Genomic DNA, 15522 nt, shown 5'->3' on the forward strand with positions numbered 1-15522 from the left:
CCACTACTAAATTAAGCAAAAAAACAATGTTTGAACTTCACAAAATGAAAGACGGGAACTCTATTTTAATTTGTCAGATGGACGATAACCATTTGATAAATTTTATTAAATTATTGTGTCGCAAAATTAATCAAAGCACTCAAATTTTAGAAAATTCTAATTTCAAAGGATCAGTAATTTTTCAAGCCCTAAATCCTACTTTAAGTAAAGGAATAAAAGAGAAAGCAGAGGCACAAATCAGATACGCAACAAGCACGATTTCACCTTATGTTCTCGAAGCAACTTTAAGAGGACTGAACATAACTGAACTGTTGCAATCAGCTTTTCAACGGACAGAACAAATGCCTAGTATTAACACCTTTTTACCCTTGTTATTGTCTCCTAATATTAATGATGATGATTACGAAGACGATGAAGAGAAAGAAAATTTTTTACCCATTCAAGATGAGTGGAGTAACTACTAATAAATAATTCGACTACTGCCACAAATGTCGTTAAAAATTGTGGCTTTTTACTATAAAAAAGGACTTAATTATTATGGTTTTTACTCCTGCTGACCAATGGTTAAAAAGTAGAAGAAATAGTTTTATTTCTTCTCATGAAAGATTACAAAAAAATCGTCATTCTTGTTTCACTAAAAATAAAAAAAAATATCAGATTGACTTTAACAAATTAACTGCACAATTTGAAATTGAAATTGAACTAGCCGCCCAAGAAGGCATTACTTTTGATGATTGGGATTTAATTGATATTTGGGAAAGTGAAGGGAAATTAAAGGGCGAGATTCTTCAAAAAGTCAAACAACATTTTAATTATCCTGTTGATCGTCAAAATGATATTGATTATCCAGAAGAAATTGATAATTCAAATGAGGATGTTAATTTTTCTTATTTCGGTACTTTGGAATTATTGCCAATGAAATCAGAGACTGAAGAAATCCCTACTCCTATTGTCAATCCAGAAACGGGCAACCCTGATATAGACGATCCAGACTTCGATCGTGACTCCTCAGAAGTTGATTATCCAGATTACATGACAGATGAGGAACGTCGAGAATTTACCCAACGGAGTAAACTTTGTCGTGAAGATTACTCAAAATATCTTCAGGTCTATCCTGAAGATGACCCCAGCAATATTTCTGATTCCCCTCAAGAATCCCCAATATCGGCAAATATAAAGTTAGAGGATTTTATTCCTTTGCGTTCTGTAAGAGATTTTCCAAAAGATTGGAAATACACCAGAAAGGACAATTTAATTTTAGTTAAAAACACTTATCTTTATCTTCTCAAACAAGATAAGGGAAAATTAATTTTCTTGAGACAATTAGACACAGATAATTCAAGTCTTGAAAAATTAGATTTCTTTGAGTCGATCGTTTTTCAACTTAAGAAAGATATTGCAAAAGATACTTTTCTTGACAAAGTGGTTTACTACATGGAACTGCTGAAGGTTAATCGTCAGGAATTTGATGATTATGTTCATTATGAATTTGATTTTGAGGAGTTGATCGACACTGATGATGAGGAGCTTCTGCACGATATGGAGGTCAAAGTAAACGAGGAAAAAGTAATCGGGCGATTGTTTGATTTGTACTCTCAAGACTCTCAAGACAAAGCCTTTGTTATCCCCGCAAATAAGCACCTTGAGGAATATAAAAAACGATTAGAAAAAGATTATCGCTATATTCCAAACAAACAATACAAACAATTGAGCCTATTTGGGGATAACGATTGGGGTGGCAATAATGATTAAATTCTCTCGATTCCCAAAATATAAACCGAAAGGATTAACTAATCGCAGATTAGCTAATTCTAAGAAGGCTTTGAAAAAGCAAAGAGACGCATTACCACTCTTAGCGAATTGGGTAGAAAAAAGCCAACCATCCCCGGAAGAAAGAATCCTTAATTTTGATGACGCTACTGCCACTTACTGGCAACGACTTAGAGCAAACAGAGCAAAAGATTGGATTATGTGCCGTCAAATTATCAGATCCGCCCCCAATACTCAAGAATTTCTTGAGTATTGGAATAATTGTAATTTACCTAAAGATCCTTGCTATTTGCTAGAAATCCTCAGAACAAAATTTAATCTAAAAACTTTTATCAAAATTATTTCAGAGGAAAAACTATGAGATTTAGGATTTGTTTTGACTTGGACATTAGCACAAATATTTCTCTTTTTTTTGAAGCGAAAACCTCAGAAGAAGCTGTAAAAAAAGCAGAATCTTTATCTGAATATGAAAAACATAAAAAGTTTTTGGAATTTTACAAAGGCGATGACGAATTTGTTAATAAACTTCTTGATAATGCTTGTTTGCAAATGAATACTTATTACGAAATTGAAGAAGATGACTAAGCTAAATCGTCCTCATTATTTTACCCCCAAAGAAGATTTAATTATTGACAATTTATTTGACTGGATGTCCACACAAAAATTGTCAATTTTAATGCAAATTAAATCTGAAAGTATTGTTGCTCGACAGCAATATTTAACCGATGAAAGAAATAAATCATCATCACTAAAGCCCAATAAAAAACAATGAAAAAAGGACAACGAGTTACCGAAATTAAAACAGGAAAAACAGGTGTTTATCTCCGTAAAAATCCCCGTCAATTATCCATTGAATTGTTGATAGTACGATGGGACGGCGATAACCACGAATCAATGATTAGCACAACATTATTAAAAGAAGGACAATGGAATTATGGAAAGTAACTTAACCTTAGTAACAAACGACTCAGCACCAACTTTAGAAAATATTAATCCAAATTGTGGGCATAATCTTAAAACAGAAATTAAATCTAAATATGGCAATTTATCTCTGGAAGATTATTACAATAAAGATGATTTTTTACGTTACAAAATTAATCTAAAAATTGCTGAATTAACTCCAGAAATTGCCAAAGAAATGTTGAGGGTTTTAACCCCATTTTTTGAAAATCCACTTTCTCCACAATTAGAACTATTTGCAGAACCAAAAACGTTAAGTACATTACCTATGAAAAAGGAGGAATAAATGAGGAAAACAATAGTAACAAAAAAAGGAAATGTTGCTGAAGGAAATTTTAATCTAAATACTCCTGAAGCAAAAGAAGCAATAGAAAGCGTTATTGATGCTGGTACTGAATATTTAAGAAATAAACTCAATCATCAAAAGGAGAAAAATTAATTATGGGAGAAGCAAAAAGACGTAAATTAAATGACCCTAATTATGGGAGAAAACAAATGGATAACGATCGTATCGCTTCAGACGCAGAAAAAATAATGATGGTCTATTTTTTGACGGCAGTACAGTTGTCAAATACTATAGCCAATTTGTTGTCAAAAGAAGGGCAAAAAGTAAATTCAGTAAATTTAATAATTGATCGAATTGAAGCTAATTCCAAATGGTTATTAGAGGCTTCTCAAGAGCAAAAAGACAAGGTTTATGATTTATGTTTTGCTCCTGATGAATTAATTAAAAATCCCTTTCGTTTTGAGAATGAACAAGTATGATTAGTACCCTCGAAATTATCGGTGATGATTACCCAAGAGTAACCACAATAATTGAAGAAACTAAAGATCCAGAAAAAGAAAAAGCCTTACTCAAATGGATGAAAAAATTAGAGAAAATTCACGGAGTCGAAGGCGCTCAACTCGAACGTCAAAAAATCCTTGATAATGGTACAGCATTGCATAAAGCGATCGAAGATTTCCTTCATAGTATCGGAACGAATGAATCAGATCACCCTATGCTCAGAACAATTATTCCTTTTCTTAGATTATTAATTAAAGATAAAGACAATGAATTAATAATTGAAAAAAGATTGTTTTGTCATAAGTATAAATTCAAGGGGAAACCTGATTTAATTTGCTCGAATTTTGAAGGATTATCCACTATTTTTGACTGGACAACTTCAACACAAGCTAAAAAAAAGCAATGGATAGAACATAAATTTATTCAAGCAGGAGCTTATGCAATTGCCTGTGAAGAAATAGGGATAAAAATTGAGCAATTAGCCGTTGTAGTCGTGTGCAAAAATCCCCGTAAATTTCAAATATTTACCGAACCACCGAAACAGTGGCGTATTGAATTTCTAAAAAGATTAGGACAATATCAACAACTAAAAAGAGAGGAATTTATTACAAAACAATATAACGCACAATTTGAAGTAGAAAATGGCAACGAAATATACACGCCACCAGTTTCAACAAATGTCTAAAAAAGACGTGAAAGAGTACGCTAAAAAATGCAAATAAAAGTAAGTGGATGGTACAGCAAAAACAATTTAATTGACATGATTTTAGTGAGACAAATTAACCCTAATTATCCTGTTAATAATATTGAATTTAGAGAAGTAAAAATTATTTTTGTATCGAGTAAAAAGGAGAAAAATGAATCATCTGATAATCAAAGAAAAGCTTAGTAATCGTACGTTATTAATTAATGCCACTCATTTAGTTAGTATTTCTTTTAACAATTTTATGAACACTATTATTGTTGAAACAATATTTACTAATTTTCAGTGTTCTTCAGTTGAATTTATTGATGAGAAAACTGTAAAAGAAACGGTAACTAATTTTAATCAATTAATAAAAGAGAAATAAATGCAACCAATCAAAAGCGAGTTAACTCTAACTCAACAATTTGAATTAGAGAATTTAAAAAGACTGATTCCACAAGTTAAACGAGAGGATTTAGAAGAACTTTTTATCGAAGCAATGGTGCAAAAATTCTACGCACAAAATGCCTTTATCAATGAAATTAAGCAACAGCATGGACAAAAAATAAGGGAGAAATAAATGGACATTACAGAAATTATTGAAATTATTAAAACGAAATATCCCCATGATGAAATTGAGAAAACAGAAAATCTTAATTTTAATCGATTTTTAATCTTGGCATTTAACAAAGAGACCAATTTATATAGTTGCTTTATAGTTGCTAAAAATCGTGTTTTTCTTTATTCAACGGGAAATCATAAAGAAATGATGCACTTATTTGAAGTCAGATTTCGTAACTTTTACAACAAGAGAATTAAGTTAAAAGTATCATGATTAAAATTTTAATTAATGGTGGCGGTAGTTCTCTTTACGATAAAATTGCTCATAATTACGGGTGGCAAATTGGGATGAATTCAGGTGGCAATACAAAAGAAAAACAGCCCTTATTTATGATTGATAATAATTGGTTAAATTACGATCATGAAAAACACCTCAATTTAATCAAAAAGCATCGTCCACATTTAGCAACTTTAAGAGATATAGAATCTTATATTGATCAACAAATTTTGTACAAACAGGCATTAGAAATTTCTCGATATTGCGATCGATTAATTATTATCCCTAAGTGTAATATTACTAATGATAAATTATTAAAAATTCCTAATTCAATTTTAGGATTACCTGTTGGGCCTCATGAGAATTTATTTGCGTGGGAATATGCAAAAGTCTTAAATAAAAAAATTCACTTGTTAGGTGGTAGTCCAAAAAAATGGAAAAATGCTATAGAAATTTTAGGAGAGAAAAAAATTTATTCAATGGATGGAAATTATCTTTGCAAATTGAGTAAATGGGGGAAAATTTATCTTAATTTTTCCACAAGAAAACCCTATTCATTTGAAGTCTCAAACGGCAAAAATTTTAATTATAGATGTTTTGAATTCTCTATTAAAAACTTAGAATTTAAGCCCATGAATAAACAATTATCTTTATTTTAATTATTATGAAAACATTAAAACAAAAACTAATTAAATTAGCCCTTGAGTTTGCTGAGAAACAGGAGCATCAAATCAAGAAATCTACCGAAACAATCTCCCCATCTTTAAACGAAATCTTATCAATAAATAAACGGTAAAATTCTTTTAATTCTTGAGAGGTTAGATTATTCTCTAACTCCGAATAAAACTCTCCATTAGTAAAAGTATTTATTAACTTATCTTGCAATTCTGATTGTTTATTGCGATTATTTAAGCGATTTAATTTAAACGTTTCTAATTGAAATTCTAAATCTTTAATAGCATTTAATATCACAGTCGATGGTTGTGATATTTTTTTTAGATTAAAAATCTCTGACTGTAATTTCTTTTCCTCTAAAGTTTCCGACTCTTCTACTTCTAAAGTGTTTACAATTTCCTTCGCTTTTTCTATCAATAATTTAGTTATTAATCCCCTCAATTTTTTGTGATTAATCCACTTATTATTTTGACATTTTCCAGTACGATAACCGACACATTGATACCCCGTAATATTCCTAGCTTTTCCCCCTGAAATTGTTTGAGCAGAACCATTGCAGTAACTGCATTTTAGTAAAGAACCAAAAGGTTTTGCATAATTATTAGTAGAGCGATAATTAGTTCTATTTTCAGCAATATTTTTAAAAATTATTTCAATCTCATCCCACTCCTCTTGAGACAACAAAGACGGGAAAAGTTCCCCCCGATAATCCCATTTATCTTTATTGCTATATCTGTTATTATGCCCTCTCCCATAAACTAAAATACCCCTGATTTGAGGATTAGAAAGCCAATTACTAAGGCTACTATGAGACATAAATCCTATTACCCCATATTTATTAATCATGGCTTTTATTGTGCCTTTAAAGGTTTTTTTCTCTAAGAAAATATCGATATATTCCCTTGCAAATTCGGCAACAGTAATAACCTTTTTTCCCTCAATTAAACAGATATATTCATCATAATTTAAGACTAAAGTATCGCATTCTTTTTTATAGCCAAAGACAGCTTTATAGGGTAAATTTTTCTGTCTGTGATATTTATGCCCATGACTGATTCTTTCTTTAATTCTATCTAATTCCATCTCTCCAAAAGAAGCCAGCATATTGATATGAAATCGCCCTGACACCGAATTAGTATCAATTTTGTCATCCAGTGCCATAATTTCAACATCATTAGCTGTACATAAATCAATAAACGTTTTTATCCCTATTACAGAACGGCCTAATCGATCGAGCCGTGTCACCACCACTTTTTTACACTGACCTTTTTTTATTGCCTGTTCTAATTCCTTAAAACTTTTCCTTTCAAAATTAGAGCCGCTATCCACATCGACTAAAATCTTATCTACCTCACAAGATTCTACCCGTGCCTTCTGCTGACTTAATGCCTCAGTCTGTGCCTGCAAAACACTCGAAACCCTGATATATCCTATTGTTATCATTTTTCTTAAATTTAACTATTATAGGTCACTATGTTAAATAGTCGTTTTTCCAGAACCATTATTGCCATGAATAATAGTGGTATTTTTTTCTCCATTAGCAAAGTAAATTATTGGACTTTTGCCATAAAATTGACGAAAATTTAAAAACTGTAAACTAATAATTTTCATAGACTCATAATCAAGAATTTTGCTTTTATTATACTAATTAATTTTAGATTTATTTTTTATTTAGTTATAACAGTTAAATAAAACAAAAAAAATTATATTCTAAGTTAGAACTTTCAAGTTTATCATTACTAATTTTTATTGTATATTTTGTTTAATTATTTTTAAAATATCATCATTAATATAACGAATATTTTTTTGAGATAATCGATCTTTTTCTAATTGTAACACTTCTTCTACGATTGAGCGAATTTCTGGTTTAGCTTTAATAATCGGTTCAGTTATTTTATCTAAATTATAATAATTATGATTAATCATGATATTTATTCTCAAGAATTAGATTATTTTAATTATAAAAAAAATTCTCGTCAATATTAATATTATTTTATCTTAAATTTACAAAAATTAATCTTATTTAAAAAATAAAAGATTTATAATCGAAGATAATAATAAATAATATCTAATTACCTATTCCTAATTCCTCATTTATAATGGCTAAAGATAATCGTAAAAAAGTACGGAAAGTATTAATCATTACTTTAATATTAAATATAGTTGTTTTAATACTAAAAGTTGTGGTGGGTATCATGACTGGATCATTAAGTTTACAAGCTGATGCCTTACATAGTGTTACAGATAGTGCCAATAATGTTTTAGGTTTAGTAACGAATCAACTTTCTTCTCCAATTCCCGATCGAGATCATCCTTACGGACATCATAAATTTGAAGCGATCGGAGCTTTAGGTATAGCGGCATTCTTAGGTATTGCGTGTTTTGAAATTTTTACTTCTGCATTAAATAGAATAATTTTTGGGGGTGATCCTGTTAATATTAGTGGCAGTGAATTATGGATTTTAATTATTGTTTTAGGTATTAATATTTTTGTGGCATTTTATGAGCGTAGAGTAGGAGAAAAAATTGGTAGTAATATTTTAATTGCTGATGCAACTCACACCATGAGTGATGTTTGGATAACGATTAGTGTCTTGTTTGGTTTAATAGGTGTTTGGAAATCAGAAGCATGGAATCTTACTTGGTTACAATCTCTTGATTATTTATTAGCTTTTCCCGTAGGTATTTTAGTTATAAAAAGTGCTTGGGCAGTGTTAAAAAGTAATTTACCCTGGTTAGTAGATCAAATGGCGATCGCACCTGAATTAATCCATCAAATAGTAATGGAAGTACCCGGAGTAATTAACTGCCATAATATTGCATCAAGAGGATTATTAGGAAGACAAATATTTATCGAAATGCACTTAATTGTAGATAGTGAAAATATAAAAACAGCTCATGATATAACTGAAAAAATAGAAATAAAATTAGAAGAAAAATTTGCTCCTGTCAGAATCATAATTCATGTTGAACCTTTTGAGTATCAATCTTCACAAATTAGTTATGAATAACTAACACACCCCCTAAAGATTAACTAATCTGACCAAAAACCATGATGTTAGCATTCGTGATGGATAAATTGTTTTTCAACTGTGCCAGTTCGATCGAATAATGTTCCCAATGGTAAGCTACTAAAACCACCGCTATTAAACCAAATTTTGTCCTCTGTCACCTTAAAGTCAGTAATAGTATCTTTTGGTTTATCACTAGAATTATACAAAAACACATTGACACTACTACCTCCGATCAAAGTATCGTTGCCCATACTACCGATGAGGGTAAGTAAGTGGGCAGAATTAATTGTATAATTATAACATTAAAATAAATTTAATAAAATCAAAAAGTAATATACAAAAGTTTTATTTATATTTAAAAATAATTAATGTAGTTTAAAATCTGCTAAAAATATGAAAAATAAGTAAATCAAGGATAAAAAATGCGATTTGTTACCAGATTAGCTCCGGAAACACAACAGTTATTAAAGACTATTGAACAAAAAAGTAAATACTATCAAGTTAGACATCGAGCAAAATCGATTTTGTTAAGTTATCAAGGTTATAAAATTACTCAAATAATGTTATAGCGTTTCTTACAATGATGCAACGTCGTATTTTCTGGTAAGGTAATGGTAGTATTATTTAACGTTACTGCTGTTGGTGGAGCATTCATGGTTAAAGTAGTGGTAGCTATCGCACTGGTGTTGGAATGAGCGCCTCCATCGTCCAAGACAAACTCGATAATTCTGCTAGTGGTGTTATAGTTGCTGTTTAGATTGTTATAAGTAGTAGTACGTAATACTTGTTGATATTCGGCGATCGTCGCAGTACCAGTGAGAGTTAACACTCCATTGCGATAGTTAGCACTGATGGGAGTTCCAGTCGTTGTGGCACTTAAAACTTCATTATTCCCGTCTAAAGGATTAGTAATGGTGACATGACAGTAGCTCCCACCATATTGGAGGAGTTAGCATCCACTAGGGTTAAGTCTGAGTCCACAATAGCGATCGAAGTGCCTACAAATGCAGTAGCGAAATTGATACCATCTCCTGTGCTACCGACAATGTTGCTCAATTCCAGTACCTCACCAGCACCAATACCCACAGCACCAAACACCACATAAGACTGACCTGAATCACTGTCATTGGGATCTGCTAAATTAATAATTTTGGCATTGCTGATGTAAACTATAATTTTTGGTTGAGGTAGGGAAGAGCGGATTTGGGAAAAGACAAGAGTAGCAATATTTAAAATCGTGAAAAACTATTGTTAGTAAAAGTGTTTCATGTCGCAATTAACCAACGCCAATTTTTATTAAATAAGGACTTACGCACCTCTAATGATATTTTGTTATTGCGAGACACAAAGCAATCTCAAACATTCATTACAATATAACCTTGTCTTTATTAATACTTTTTTGTAGTTTATTAAGACTACAGGTAAGGAGTAACATCTTCCTTACAATCATCGGCAAGGAAAGAAAGAGAACGAAATCTTAGGCCTACCAATTGATCATATAAAGGGTTTAGTTTGCACATGGGGGGAATGTGAACGATTTTTTTACCAAATAACTTAATATCTCGCTCAAAAGGACATTCTGAAGGAATCATTTTACAGACAAAACGAGCTACTCTTGGATCATCTATATCCATACCATCTAACCATTTTTTCACGGGTTGCAATAAATCTGGATTTTTCGCTTCTCCTGTTTTTTGTTCTTCGGGATGCCATAGAGTTGCTTCTAAAGATTTCATGGCTTCTAAGTCTAATCCTAAAGCAGACTGAAATTCATGGACAACATCCGCTTCTTGTTTACTATATACCCCATTTGCGATCGCCATCATCACCGCAGTACGCAAAAAGTTTTCTTTTGTATGAGCATCATCTCCTAAAGCCTCTGCTAACTCTTGAGGAGAAATAATTTCTAGGTTTCCTAAATCTGTATTAGGAATAAGTTCATCTTGAGTTAAACTAGCAATTAATTCTTGTTCCTCACGATCGAAATTACCATCTGCATAAGCAACAGTCAGTAAACCCCTCAACCAAGCAGAGATTTGTTTATCAGTATATTCGGTAGAATTACAGTTGGTGGTCATAAATTAATAAAAATCAACATTATTAAGATCATGGTAACTTATGATTTTATGGTATTGAAATAATCTTGTTTAGTTAATGACCATCAGGTTTGAGATAGAAATAGTTGTTAGTTTAAAATATTTTTTTCCACAAAGTTGGTATAAACATTTCCTGCCAAAAACTCTGGGTTTTCTAAGATTTTACGATGAAAATTAATAGTTGTTGGCACTCCTGTTATAGCACATTCTCTTAATGCTCGTTTCATTCGTTTTATAGCGGTGTCTCTATCTTTACCCCAAACAATCAATTTTCCAATTAAAGAGTCATAATAGGGAGGAATAACGTAGTCTGGATAAACAAATGAGTCCATTCTGACCCCTGGTCCTCCGGGCGGTAAATAAGCGATAATTTTACCCGGATTTGGTCGAAAATCATGATCTGGATCTTCTGCATTAATTCTACACTCGATCGCATGACCTCTAAATTCAATATCTTGCTGACGAAAAGATAATTTTTCTCCTTGGGCGATGGCAATTTGTTCTCTAATCAAATCTAACCCCGTAATCATTTCTGTAACAGGATGTTCTACTTGGATACGGGTATTCATTTCCATAAAGTAAAAATTACCGTATTTATCCAACAAAAATTCTACAGTACCAGCGCCCACATAATCGATCGATTTAGCCGCTTTGATGGCCGCTTGACCCATTTTTTGGCGAATTTTAGGGTTTAAAGCTGGAGAGGGTGCTTCTTCCAATAATTTCTGATGTCTTCTTTGAATAGAACAGTCTCTTTCTCCTAAATGAACTACATTCCCATAGCTATCAGCTAAAATCTGGAACTCGATGTGACGGGGTAATTCAATAAATTTCTCGATATATACTCCTGCATTACCAAAGGCCGCTTCAGCTTCTCCTTGTGCCGCTGCTAATAATCGAGTTAAATCACATTCTTCTTTGACTAAACGCATTCCTCTACCACCACCCCCCGCAGTCGCTTTAATCATCACAGGATAGCCTATGTCAGCCGCTATTCTGGCAGCTTCTTGTTCATCGGTGATTAAACCTTTACTACCCGGAACTGTTGGGACTCCGGCATTTTGCATGGTTTTCTTTGCCGTGGACTTATCCCCCATAGCAATAATAGCTTCTGGACTAGGCCCAATAAATTGTATTTGGTGATCTGCACAAATTTGGGCAAAACGAGCATTTTCTGCTAAAAATCCATAGCCGGGGTGAATAGCTTCTGCTCCTCTAGTCAACGCCGCCGAGATAATATTAGGTATGTTTAAATAACTTTTATTGCTTGGGGGAGGACCTATACACACGCTTTCATCTGCCAATTTTACATGAAGGGCGTTACGATCGATCGTTGAATGAACAGCAACAGTAGCAATGCCCATTTCTTCGCAACTGTGAATGATGCGCAGAGCAATTTCTCCTCGATTAGCAATTAAAATCTTAGCAAAAGGCATTTTTAAACAAAAAATCTAATATCTTTTGTATCATATTTGGTTTTGGTACTTATGGCAATTATTCTCTCATGAAGGTTTACTTCCTAAAATGCAGAAAATAATCACGATTCTAATTATTCTCTTGATCTTTGTAATGTTGTAAGCTAAGACGCATTGATTTGGTATATAATTTAAGTCAGAAAAGATAAAACTTAGGTGTGATTTATGCCTTCTAAAAATTTTTTGTCAGAGGAAGAAAGAAAGTATCTACAAGATGCTTTAAAAATAGAAAAGAGATCGGAAGTCAGGGAAAGAATTTTAATATTTTTATTAGAGAATGATGGTAAAAATTATCAAGAAATAGCAGTTTTTTTGGGTTGTTCCCCCAAAACGGTGGCTTGCTGGGCAGTTCATGGTAATCCTAATAATGTAGATTCATTGCAAGATAAAAGAAGAAAAGGAAACCAAACAAAAGCAACGGATAAATATATTGAAAGATTATTAGAAGTAGTTGATAAAAATCCTGAAGATTTTGGATATGATTTTGGTCGATGGACGGGGCAAAGATTATCAGAACATTTGGAAAAAGAAACAGGAATTAAATTAAGCAAATCACAAGTAGTGAGGATATTAAAAAGAAAAAAGTATAGTTATATTTGGGGAAAATATAGTTTAGAAGACAAACAAAATCAAGAACAAAGAAAAGCATTTAAAGAAAAATTAGAACATTACATAGAAATAGGTAAAGAGAATCCTGAGTTAGTTCAAGTATGGTTTTGGGATGGGGCGTTTAAAGTGGCGAACTAAATTCGCCACACAGCCCCTCATGAATGTGGTTTTAGTTTAAGGGTGATAAGAAGAAAAACATGGATGAAAAAAGGAAAAAGAAAAAAGGTGAAGGGAGAAAGAAGAAGAGGAAGAGTAAATATCATGGGAGGAATAAGATATTCGGATAAAAAAAGAAGATGTTTTGTAATAAAAAAAGGTGATTCAGAAACGTTTTGTGAACAATTAAAAAAGTTATGGGAAGAAATAAAAAATGAATGGGTAAGTAAGGGAAATGATGAAAAAGATTTTAAAGAATGTGGTCCGAAAATAATCATAATATTAGACAACGCAAGTTTCCATAAAAAAAAGGAAATAGTAGAAAAAATAGAAAAAAATCTACCGAATATAAGACTAGAATATTTACCGGTATATAGTCCAGATTATAACTTAATAGAATTAGTGTGGCATTCGGCAAAGGAATATATAGCTTATAGAAACTTTGAAAATAAAGAACAGCTAGAAAAAACAGTAAATTACTTATTAAATGAAGGAGGTTTAGTAATTAATTGGAGTAAAAAATTTAAGAATAAGGGTGAATTAATCAATGTAAGTTAAATGCGTCTTAGCTTAAGACAGGGAAAAGTAACTAGAATAAACAATGGAAATAAATCAATCTGGAACATAATATTTAACATGAAGATTAAAGATTTTTGATTGCATTGCTATAATTACTCAATGCTAATTATTTATTACTAATTATTATGAGTTTTTTTATAGATAGACGTGCCTACGCTGAAACCTTCGGACCTACAATTGGCGATCGCATTAGATTGGCGGATACAGAATTAATTATCGAAGTTGAGAGAGATTACACAGTTTACGGGGATGAGGTAAAATTCGGTGGTGGAAAGGTAATTCGGGATGGTATGGGGCAATCGGGCATTTCAAGGGCAGATGGTGCAGTAGATACAGTTATCACTAACGCTTTAATTCTCGACTGGTGGGGTATTGTTAAGGCGGATGTAGGCATTAAAGACGGTAAAATTTTCAAAATTGGCAAAGCTGGAAATCCTACTATTCAGCCCAAAGTAGATATTATTATCGGTGCTGTCACAGAAGTTATCGCTGGAGAAGGGATGATTTTAACTGCTGGAGGTATTGACACTCATATTCATTTTATCTGTCCTCAACAAATTGAAACAGCGATCGCATCGGGAATTACAACAATGATTGGAGGTGGTACAGGGCCAGCTACAGGTACAAATGCCACGACTTGCACTCCCGGAGAATGGCATATATACCGAATGTTAGAATCTGCTGACGCTTTTGCTATGAATTTAGGCTTTTTAGGTAAGGGTAATAGTAGTCAACCCGAAGGCTTAATCGAGCAAGTAAAAGCGGGGGCGATGGGTTTCAAACTCCATGAGGATTGGGGTACAACTCCTTGGAGTATAGACACTTGTTTAAGTATTGCTGATGAATATGATGTACAAGTTGCGATTCATACTGATACCTTAAATGAGGCGGGGTTTGTGGAAGATACCATTAACGCTTTTAAAAACAGAGTTATTCATACTTATCATACGGAAGGGGCTGGAGGTGGCCACGCACCAGATATTATTAAGGTATGTGGGCAAATGAATGTTTTACCCTCCTCAACTAATCCTACTCGCCCTTATACGATGAATACCCTCGAAGAACATTTGGATATGTTAATGGTATGTCATCATTTAGATAGAGGAATTCCTGAAGATGTGGCTTTTGCTGAGTCGCGCATTCGCCGTGAAACGATCGCGGCTGAAGATATTTTACACGATTTGGGGGCTTTTAGCATGATTGCTTCTGATTCTCAAGCTATGGGTAGAGTGGGAGAAACCATTATTCGTACATGGCAAACTGCCCATAAAATGAAGGTACAAAGAGGAGTTTTGAACCCCCCTCAATCCCCCCTTGCTAATAAGGGAAGTCTTAATGATAATTTTCGAGCAAAACGGTACGTTGCTAAATATACTATTAACCCTGCTATTACTCATGGTATTGCGGATCATGTAGGTTCGATCGAGGAAGGTAAATTAGCAGATTTGGTGTTGTGGAAACCTGCTTTTTTTGGGGTAAAACCTGAGTTAGTCATCAAAGGTGGCATGATTGCCTATGCTCAAATGGGAGATGCTAATGCTAGTATTCCTACTCCTCAGCCGAGACATTCTCAACCGATGTTTGGTAGTTTTGGCGGTGCGATCGCATCTACTTGTTTAACTTTTGTTTCTCAAATCTCTTTAGAATTAGATATTAAAGGCAAATTAGGATTGAGAAAGCCCACAATAGCAGTTAAAAACACCCGTAATTTGAGTAAGGCGGATATGAAGTTAAATGACTATGCACCAAATATGGAAGTTGATGCAGAAACCTATGAAGTACGAGCAGACGGTGAACTTTTAACCTGCGAACCTGCTAATATTTTACCTATGGCTCAACGTTATTTTTTATTTTAAATTCCAAGATATTCCTATACCT

The 15522-nt window shown here is 32.8% G+C and carries 24 protein-coding genes and 2 pseudogenes; 18 read left to right on the plus strand and 8 right to left on the minus strand.

Annotation, left to right across the window (positions count from 1 at the left end):
- The first annotated feature begins 26 nt into the window (after positions 1-26).
- The 14 genes from GM3709_RS11230 (at position 27) to GM3709_RS11285 (ending at position 5699) form a co-directional block, all read left to right on the plus strand.
- Positions 27-464 (plus strand): hypothetical protein, encoded by a 438-nt coding sequence (locus GM3709_RS11230; protein ID WP_144439432.1) that lies wholly within the window; start codon positions 27-29, stop codon positions 462-464.
- A gap of 73 nt (positions 465-537) precedes the next feature.
- Positions 538-1752, plus strand: coding sequence for a hypothetical protein (locus GM3709_RS11235; RefSeq protein WP_066119366.1), 1215 nt, complete (start codon positions 538-540; stop codon positions 1750-1752).
- Positions 1745-2131 carry a hypothetical protein gene (locus GM3709_RS11240; RefSeq protein ID WP_066119369.1) on the plus strand — a complete coding sequence of 129 codons (387 nt, stop codon included), beginning with the start codon at positions 1745-1747 and terminating at the stop codon, positions 2129-2131. Before GM3709_RS11235 ends, GM3709_RS11240 begins: the two co-directional genes overlap by 8 nt.
- Entirely contained in the window at positions 2128-2355 is a 228-nt protein-coding gene (locus tag GM3709_RS11245; RefSeq protein WP_066119372.1) for a hypothetical protein, read from the plus strand. The genes GM3709_RS11240 and GM3709_RS11245 overlap by 4 nt, the downstream gene beginning before the upstream one ends.
- Complete coding sequence (locus tag GM3709_RS11250) at positions 2348-2542, plus strand: hypothetical protein (RefSeq protein ID WP_066119374.1); 195 nt, start codon at positions 2348-2350, stop codon at positions 2540-2542. Before GM3709_RS11245 ends, GM3709_RS11250 begins: the two co-directional genes overlap by 8 nt.
- Entirely contained in the window at positions 2539-2715 is a 177-nt protein-coding gene (locus GM3709_RS20505) for a hypothetical protein (RefSeq protein WP_158506726.1), read from the plus strand. Before GM3709_RS11250 ends, GM3709_RS20505 begins: the two co-directional genes overlap by 4 nt.
- Positions 2705-3016 carry a hypothetical protein gene (locus tag GM3709_RS11255; RefSeq protein WP_066119377.1) on the plus strand — a complete coding sequence of 104 codons (312 nt, stop codon included), beginning with the start codon at positions 2705-2707 and terminating at the stop codon, positions 3014-3016. Before GM3709_RS20505 ends, GM3709_RS11255 begins: the two co-directional genes overlap by 11 nt.
- Complete coding sequence (locus tag GM3709_RS20510; RefSeq protein WP_158506728.1) at positions 3017-3169, plus strand: hypothetical protein; 153 nt, start codon at positions 3017-3019, stop codon at positions 3167-3169.
- 2 nt (positions 3170-3171) lie between these two features.
- Positions 3172-3495 (plus strand): hypothetical protein, encoded by a 324-nt coding sequence (locus GM3709_RS11260; protein ID WP_066119380.1) that lies wholly within the window; start codon positions 3172-3174, stop codon positions 3493-3495.
- Positions 3492-4202 carry a hypothetical protein gene (locus GM3709_RS11265; protein WP_066119382.1) on the plus strand — a complete coding sequence of 237 codons (711 nt, stop codon included), beginning with the start codon at positions 3492-3494 and terminating at the stop codon, positions 4200-4202. Before GM3709_RS11260 ends, GM3709_RS11265 begins: the two co-directional genes overlap by 4 nt.
- A gap of 27 nt (positions 4203-4229) precedes the next feature.
- The gene (locus GM3709_RS20515; RefSeq protein ID WP_158506730.1) at positions 4230-4406 is read left to right on the plus strand and encodes a hypothetical protein; all 177 of its coding nucleotides are present in this window, start codon (positions 4230-4232) and stop codon (positions 4404-4406) included.
- Between the two features lie 181 nt (positions 4407-4587).
- On the plus strand, positions 4588-4782 hold the full coding sequence (locus tag GM3709_RS11275) for a hypothetical protein (protein WP_066119387.1): 195 nt from the start codon (positions 4588-4590) through the stop codon (positions 4780-4782).
- Positions 4783-5037, plus strand: a complete 255-nt coding sequence (locus tag GM3709_RS11280) for a hypothetical protein (protein WP_066119391.1) — start codon at positions 4783-4785, stop codon at positions 5035-5037.
- Positions 5034-5699: a DUF6610 family protein gene (locus GM3709_RS11285; RefSeq protein ID WP_066119394.1), complete on the plus strand. Its 666-nt coding sequence runs from the start codon at positions 5034-5036 to the stop codon at positions 5697-5699. Before GM3709_RS11280 ends, GM3709_RS11285 begins: the two co-directional genes overlap by 4 nt.
- 67 nt (positions 5700-5766) lie before the next feature.
- Here GM3709_RS11285 and GM3709_RS11290 read toward each other — a convergent pair whose 3' ends face one another.
- The 3 genes and pseudogenes from GM3709_RS11290 to GM3709_RS11295 all read right to left on the minus strand — a co-directional run bounded on the left by GM3709_RS11290 (position 5767) and on the right by GM3709_RS11295 (position 7641).
- Positions 5767-7158, minus strand: a complete 1392-nt coding sequence (locus GM3709_RS11290) for a recombinase family protein (protein ID WP_066119397.1) — start codon at positions 7156-7158, stop codon at positions 5767-5769.
- 36 nt (positions 7159-7194) lie between these two features.
- A pseudogene (locus GM3709_RS19155) lies at positions 7195-7326 on the minus strand (AAA family ATPase); the annotation flags it as partial.
- A gap of 135 nt (positions 7327-7461) precedes the next feature.
- Positions 7462-7641 carry a hypothetical protein gene (locus GM3709_RS11295; protein ID WP_066119400.1) on the minus strand — a complete coding sequence of 60 codons (180 nt, stop codon included), beginning with the start codon at positions 7639-7641 and terminating at the stop codon, positions 7462-7464.
- Between the two features lie 173 nt (positions 7642-7814).
- On the opposite strand from GM3709_RS11295, the gene GM3709_RS11300 reads away from it, so the two are divergent.
- Positions 7815-8726 (plus strand): cation diffusion facilitator family transporter, encoded by a 912-nt coding sequence (locus GM3709_RS11300; protein ID WP_066119403.1) that lies wholly within the window; start codon positions 7815-7817, stop codon positions 8724-8726.
- 47 nt (positions 8727-8773) lie between these two features.
- Here GM3709_RS11300 and GM3709_RS11305 read toward each other — a convergent pair whose 3' ends face one another.
- Positions 8774-8980, minus strand: coding sequence for a M10 family metallopeptidase C-terminal domain-containing protein (locus GM3709_RS11305; protein ID WP_066119406.1), 207 nt, complete (start codon positions 8978-8980; stop codon positions 8774-8776).
- A 171-nt stretch (positions 8981-9151) separates the two neighbouring features.
- Between GM3709_RS11305 and GM3709_RS20520 the strand changes: the two genes are divergently transcribed.
- Positions 9152-9298, plus strand: coding sequence for a hypothetical protein (locus GM3709_RS20520; protein ID WP_158506734.1), 147 nt, complete (start codon positions 9152-9154; stop codon positions 9296-9298).
- Here GM3709_RS20520 and GM3709_RS11310 read toward each other — a convergent pair.
- From GM3709_RS11310 to accC, 4 genes are all read right to left on the minus strand, one after another.
- Positions 9283-9558: a hypothetical protein gene (locus tag GM3709_RS11310; protein ID WP_066119409.1), complete on the minus strand. Its 276-nt coding sequence runs from the start codon at positions 9556-9558 to the stop codon at positions 9283-9285. The two genes, GM3709_RS20520 and GM3709_RS11310, sit on opposite strands and share 16 nt — an antisense overlap.
- 68 nt (positions 9559-9626) lie before the next feature.
- Positions 9627-9830, minus strand: a complete 204-nt coding sequence (locus tag GM3709_RS11315; protein WP_144439433.1) for a hypothetical protein — start codon at positions 9828-9830, stop codon at positions 9627-9629.
- Between the two features lie 314 nt (positions 9831-10144).
- Entirely contained in the window at positions 10145-10807 is a 663-nt protein-coding gene (locus tag GM3709_RS11320; RefSeq protein WP_066119414.1) for a Mo-dependent nitrogenase C-terminal domain-containing protein, read from the minus strand.
- A gap of 107 nt (positions 10808-10914) precedes the next feature.
- Complete coding sequence (gene accC / locus GM3709_RS11325; RefSeq protein ID WP_066119417.1) at positions 10915-12261, minus strand: acetyl-CoA carboxylase biotin carboxylase subunit; 1347 nt, start codon at positions 12259-12261, stop codon at positions 10915-10917.
- Positions 12262-12465: 204 nt separating this feature from the next.
- Here accC and GM3709_RS19160 point away from each other — a divergent pair.
- Positions 12466-13623 (plus strand): annotated as a pseudogene (locus GM3709_RS19160) (IS630 family transposase).
- A gap of 146 nt (positions 13624-13769) precedes the next feature.
- The gene (ureC, locus tag GM3709_RS11340) at positions 13770-15500 is read left to right on the plus strand and encodes an urease subunit alpha (RefSeq protein ID WP_066119423.1); all 1731 of its coding nucleotides are present in this window, start codon (positions 13770-13772) and stop codon (positions 15498-15500) included.
- The last annotated feature ends 22 nt before the right edge of the window (positions 15501-15522 follow it).

This window comes from Geminocystis sp. NIES-3709, from assembly GCF_001548115.1.
In the GTDB taxonomy this organism is placed as follows: Bacteria; Cyanobacteriota; Cyanobacteriia; order Cyanobacteriales; family Cyanobacteriaceae; genus Geminocystis.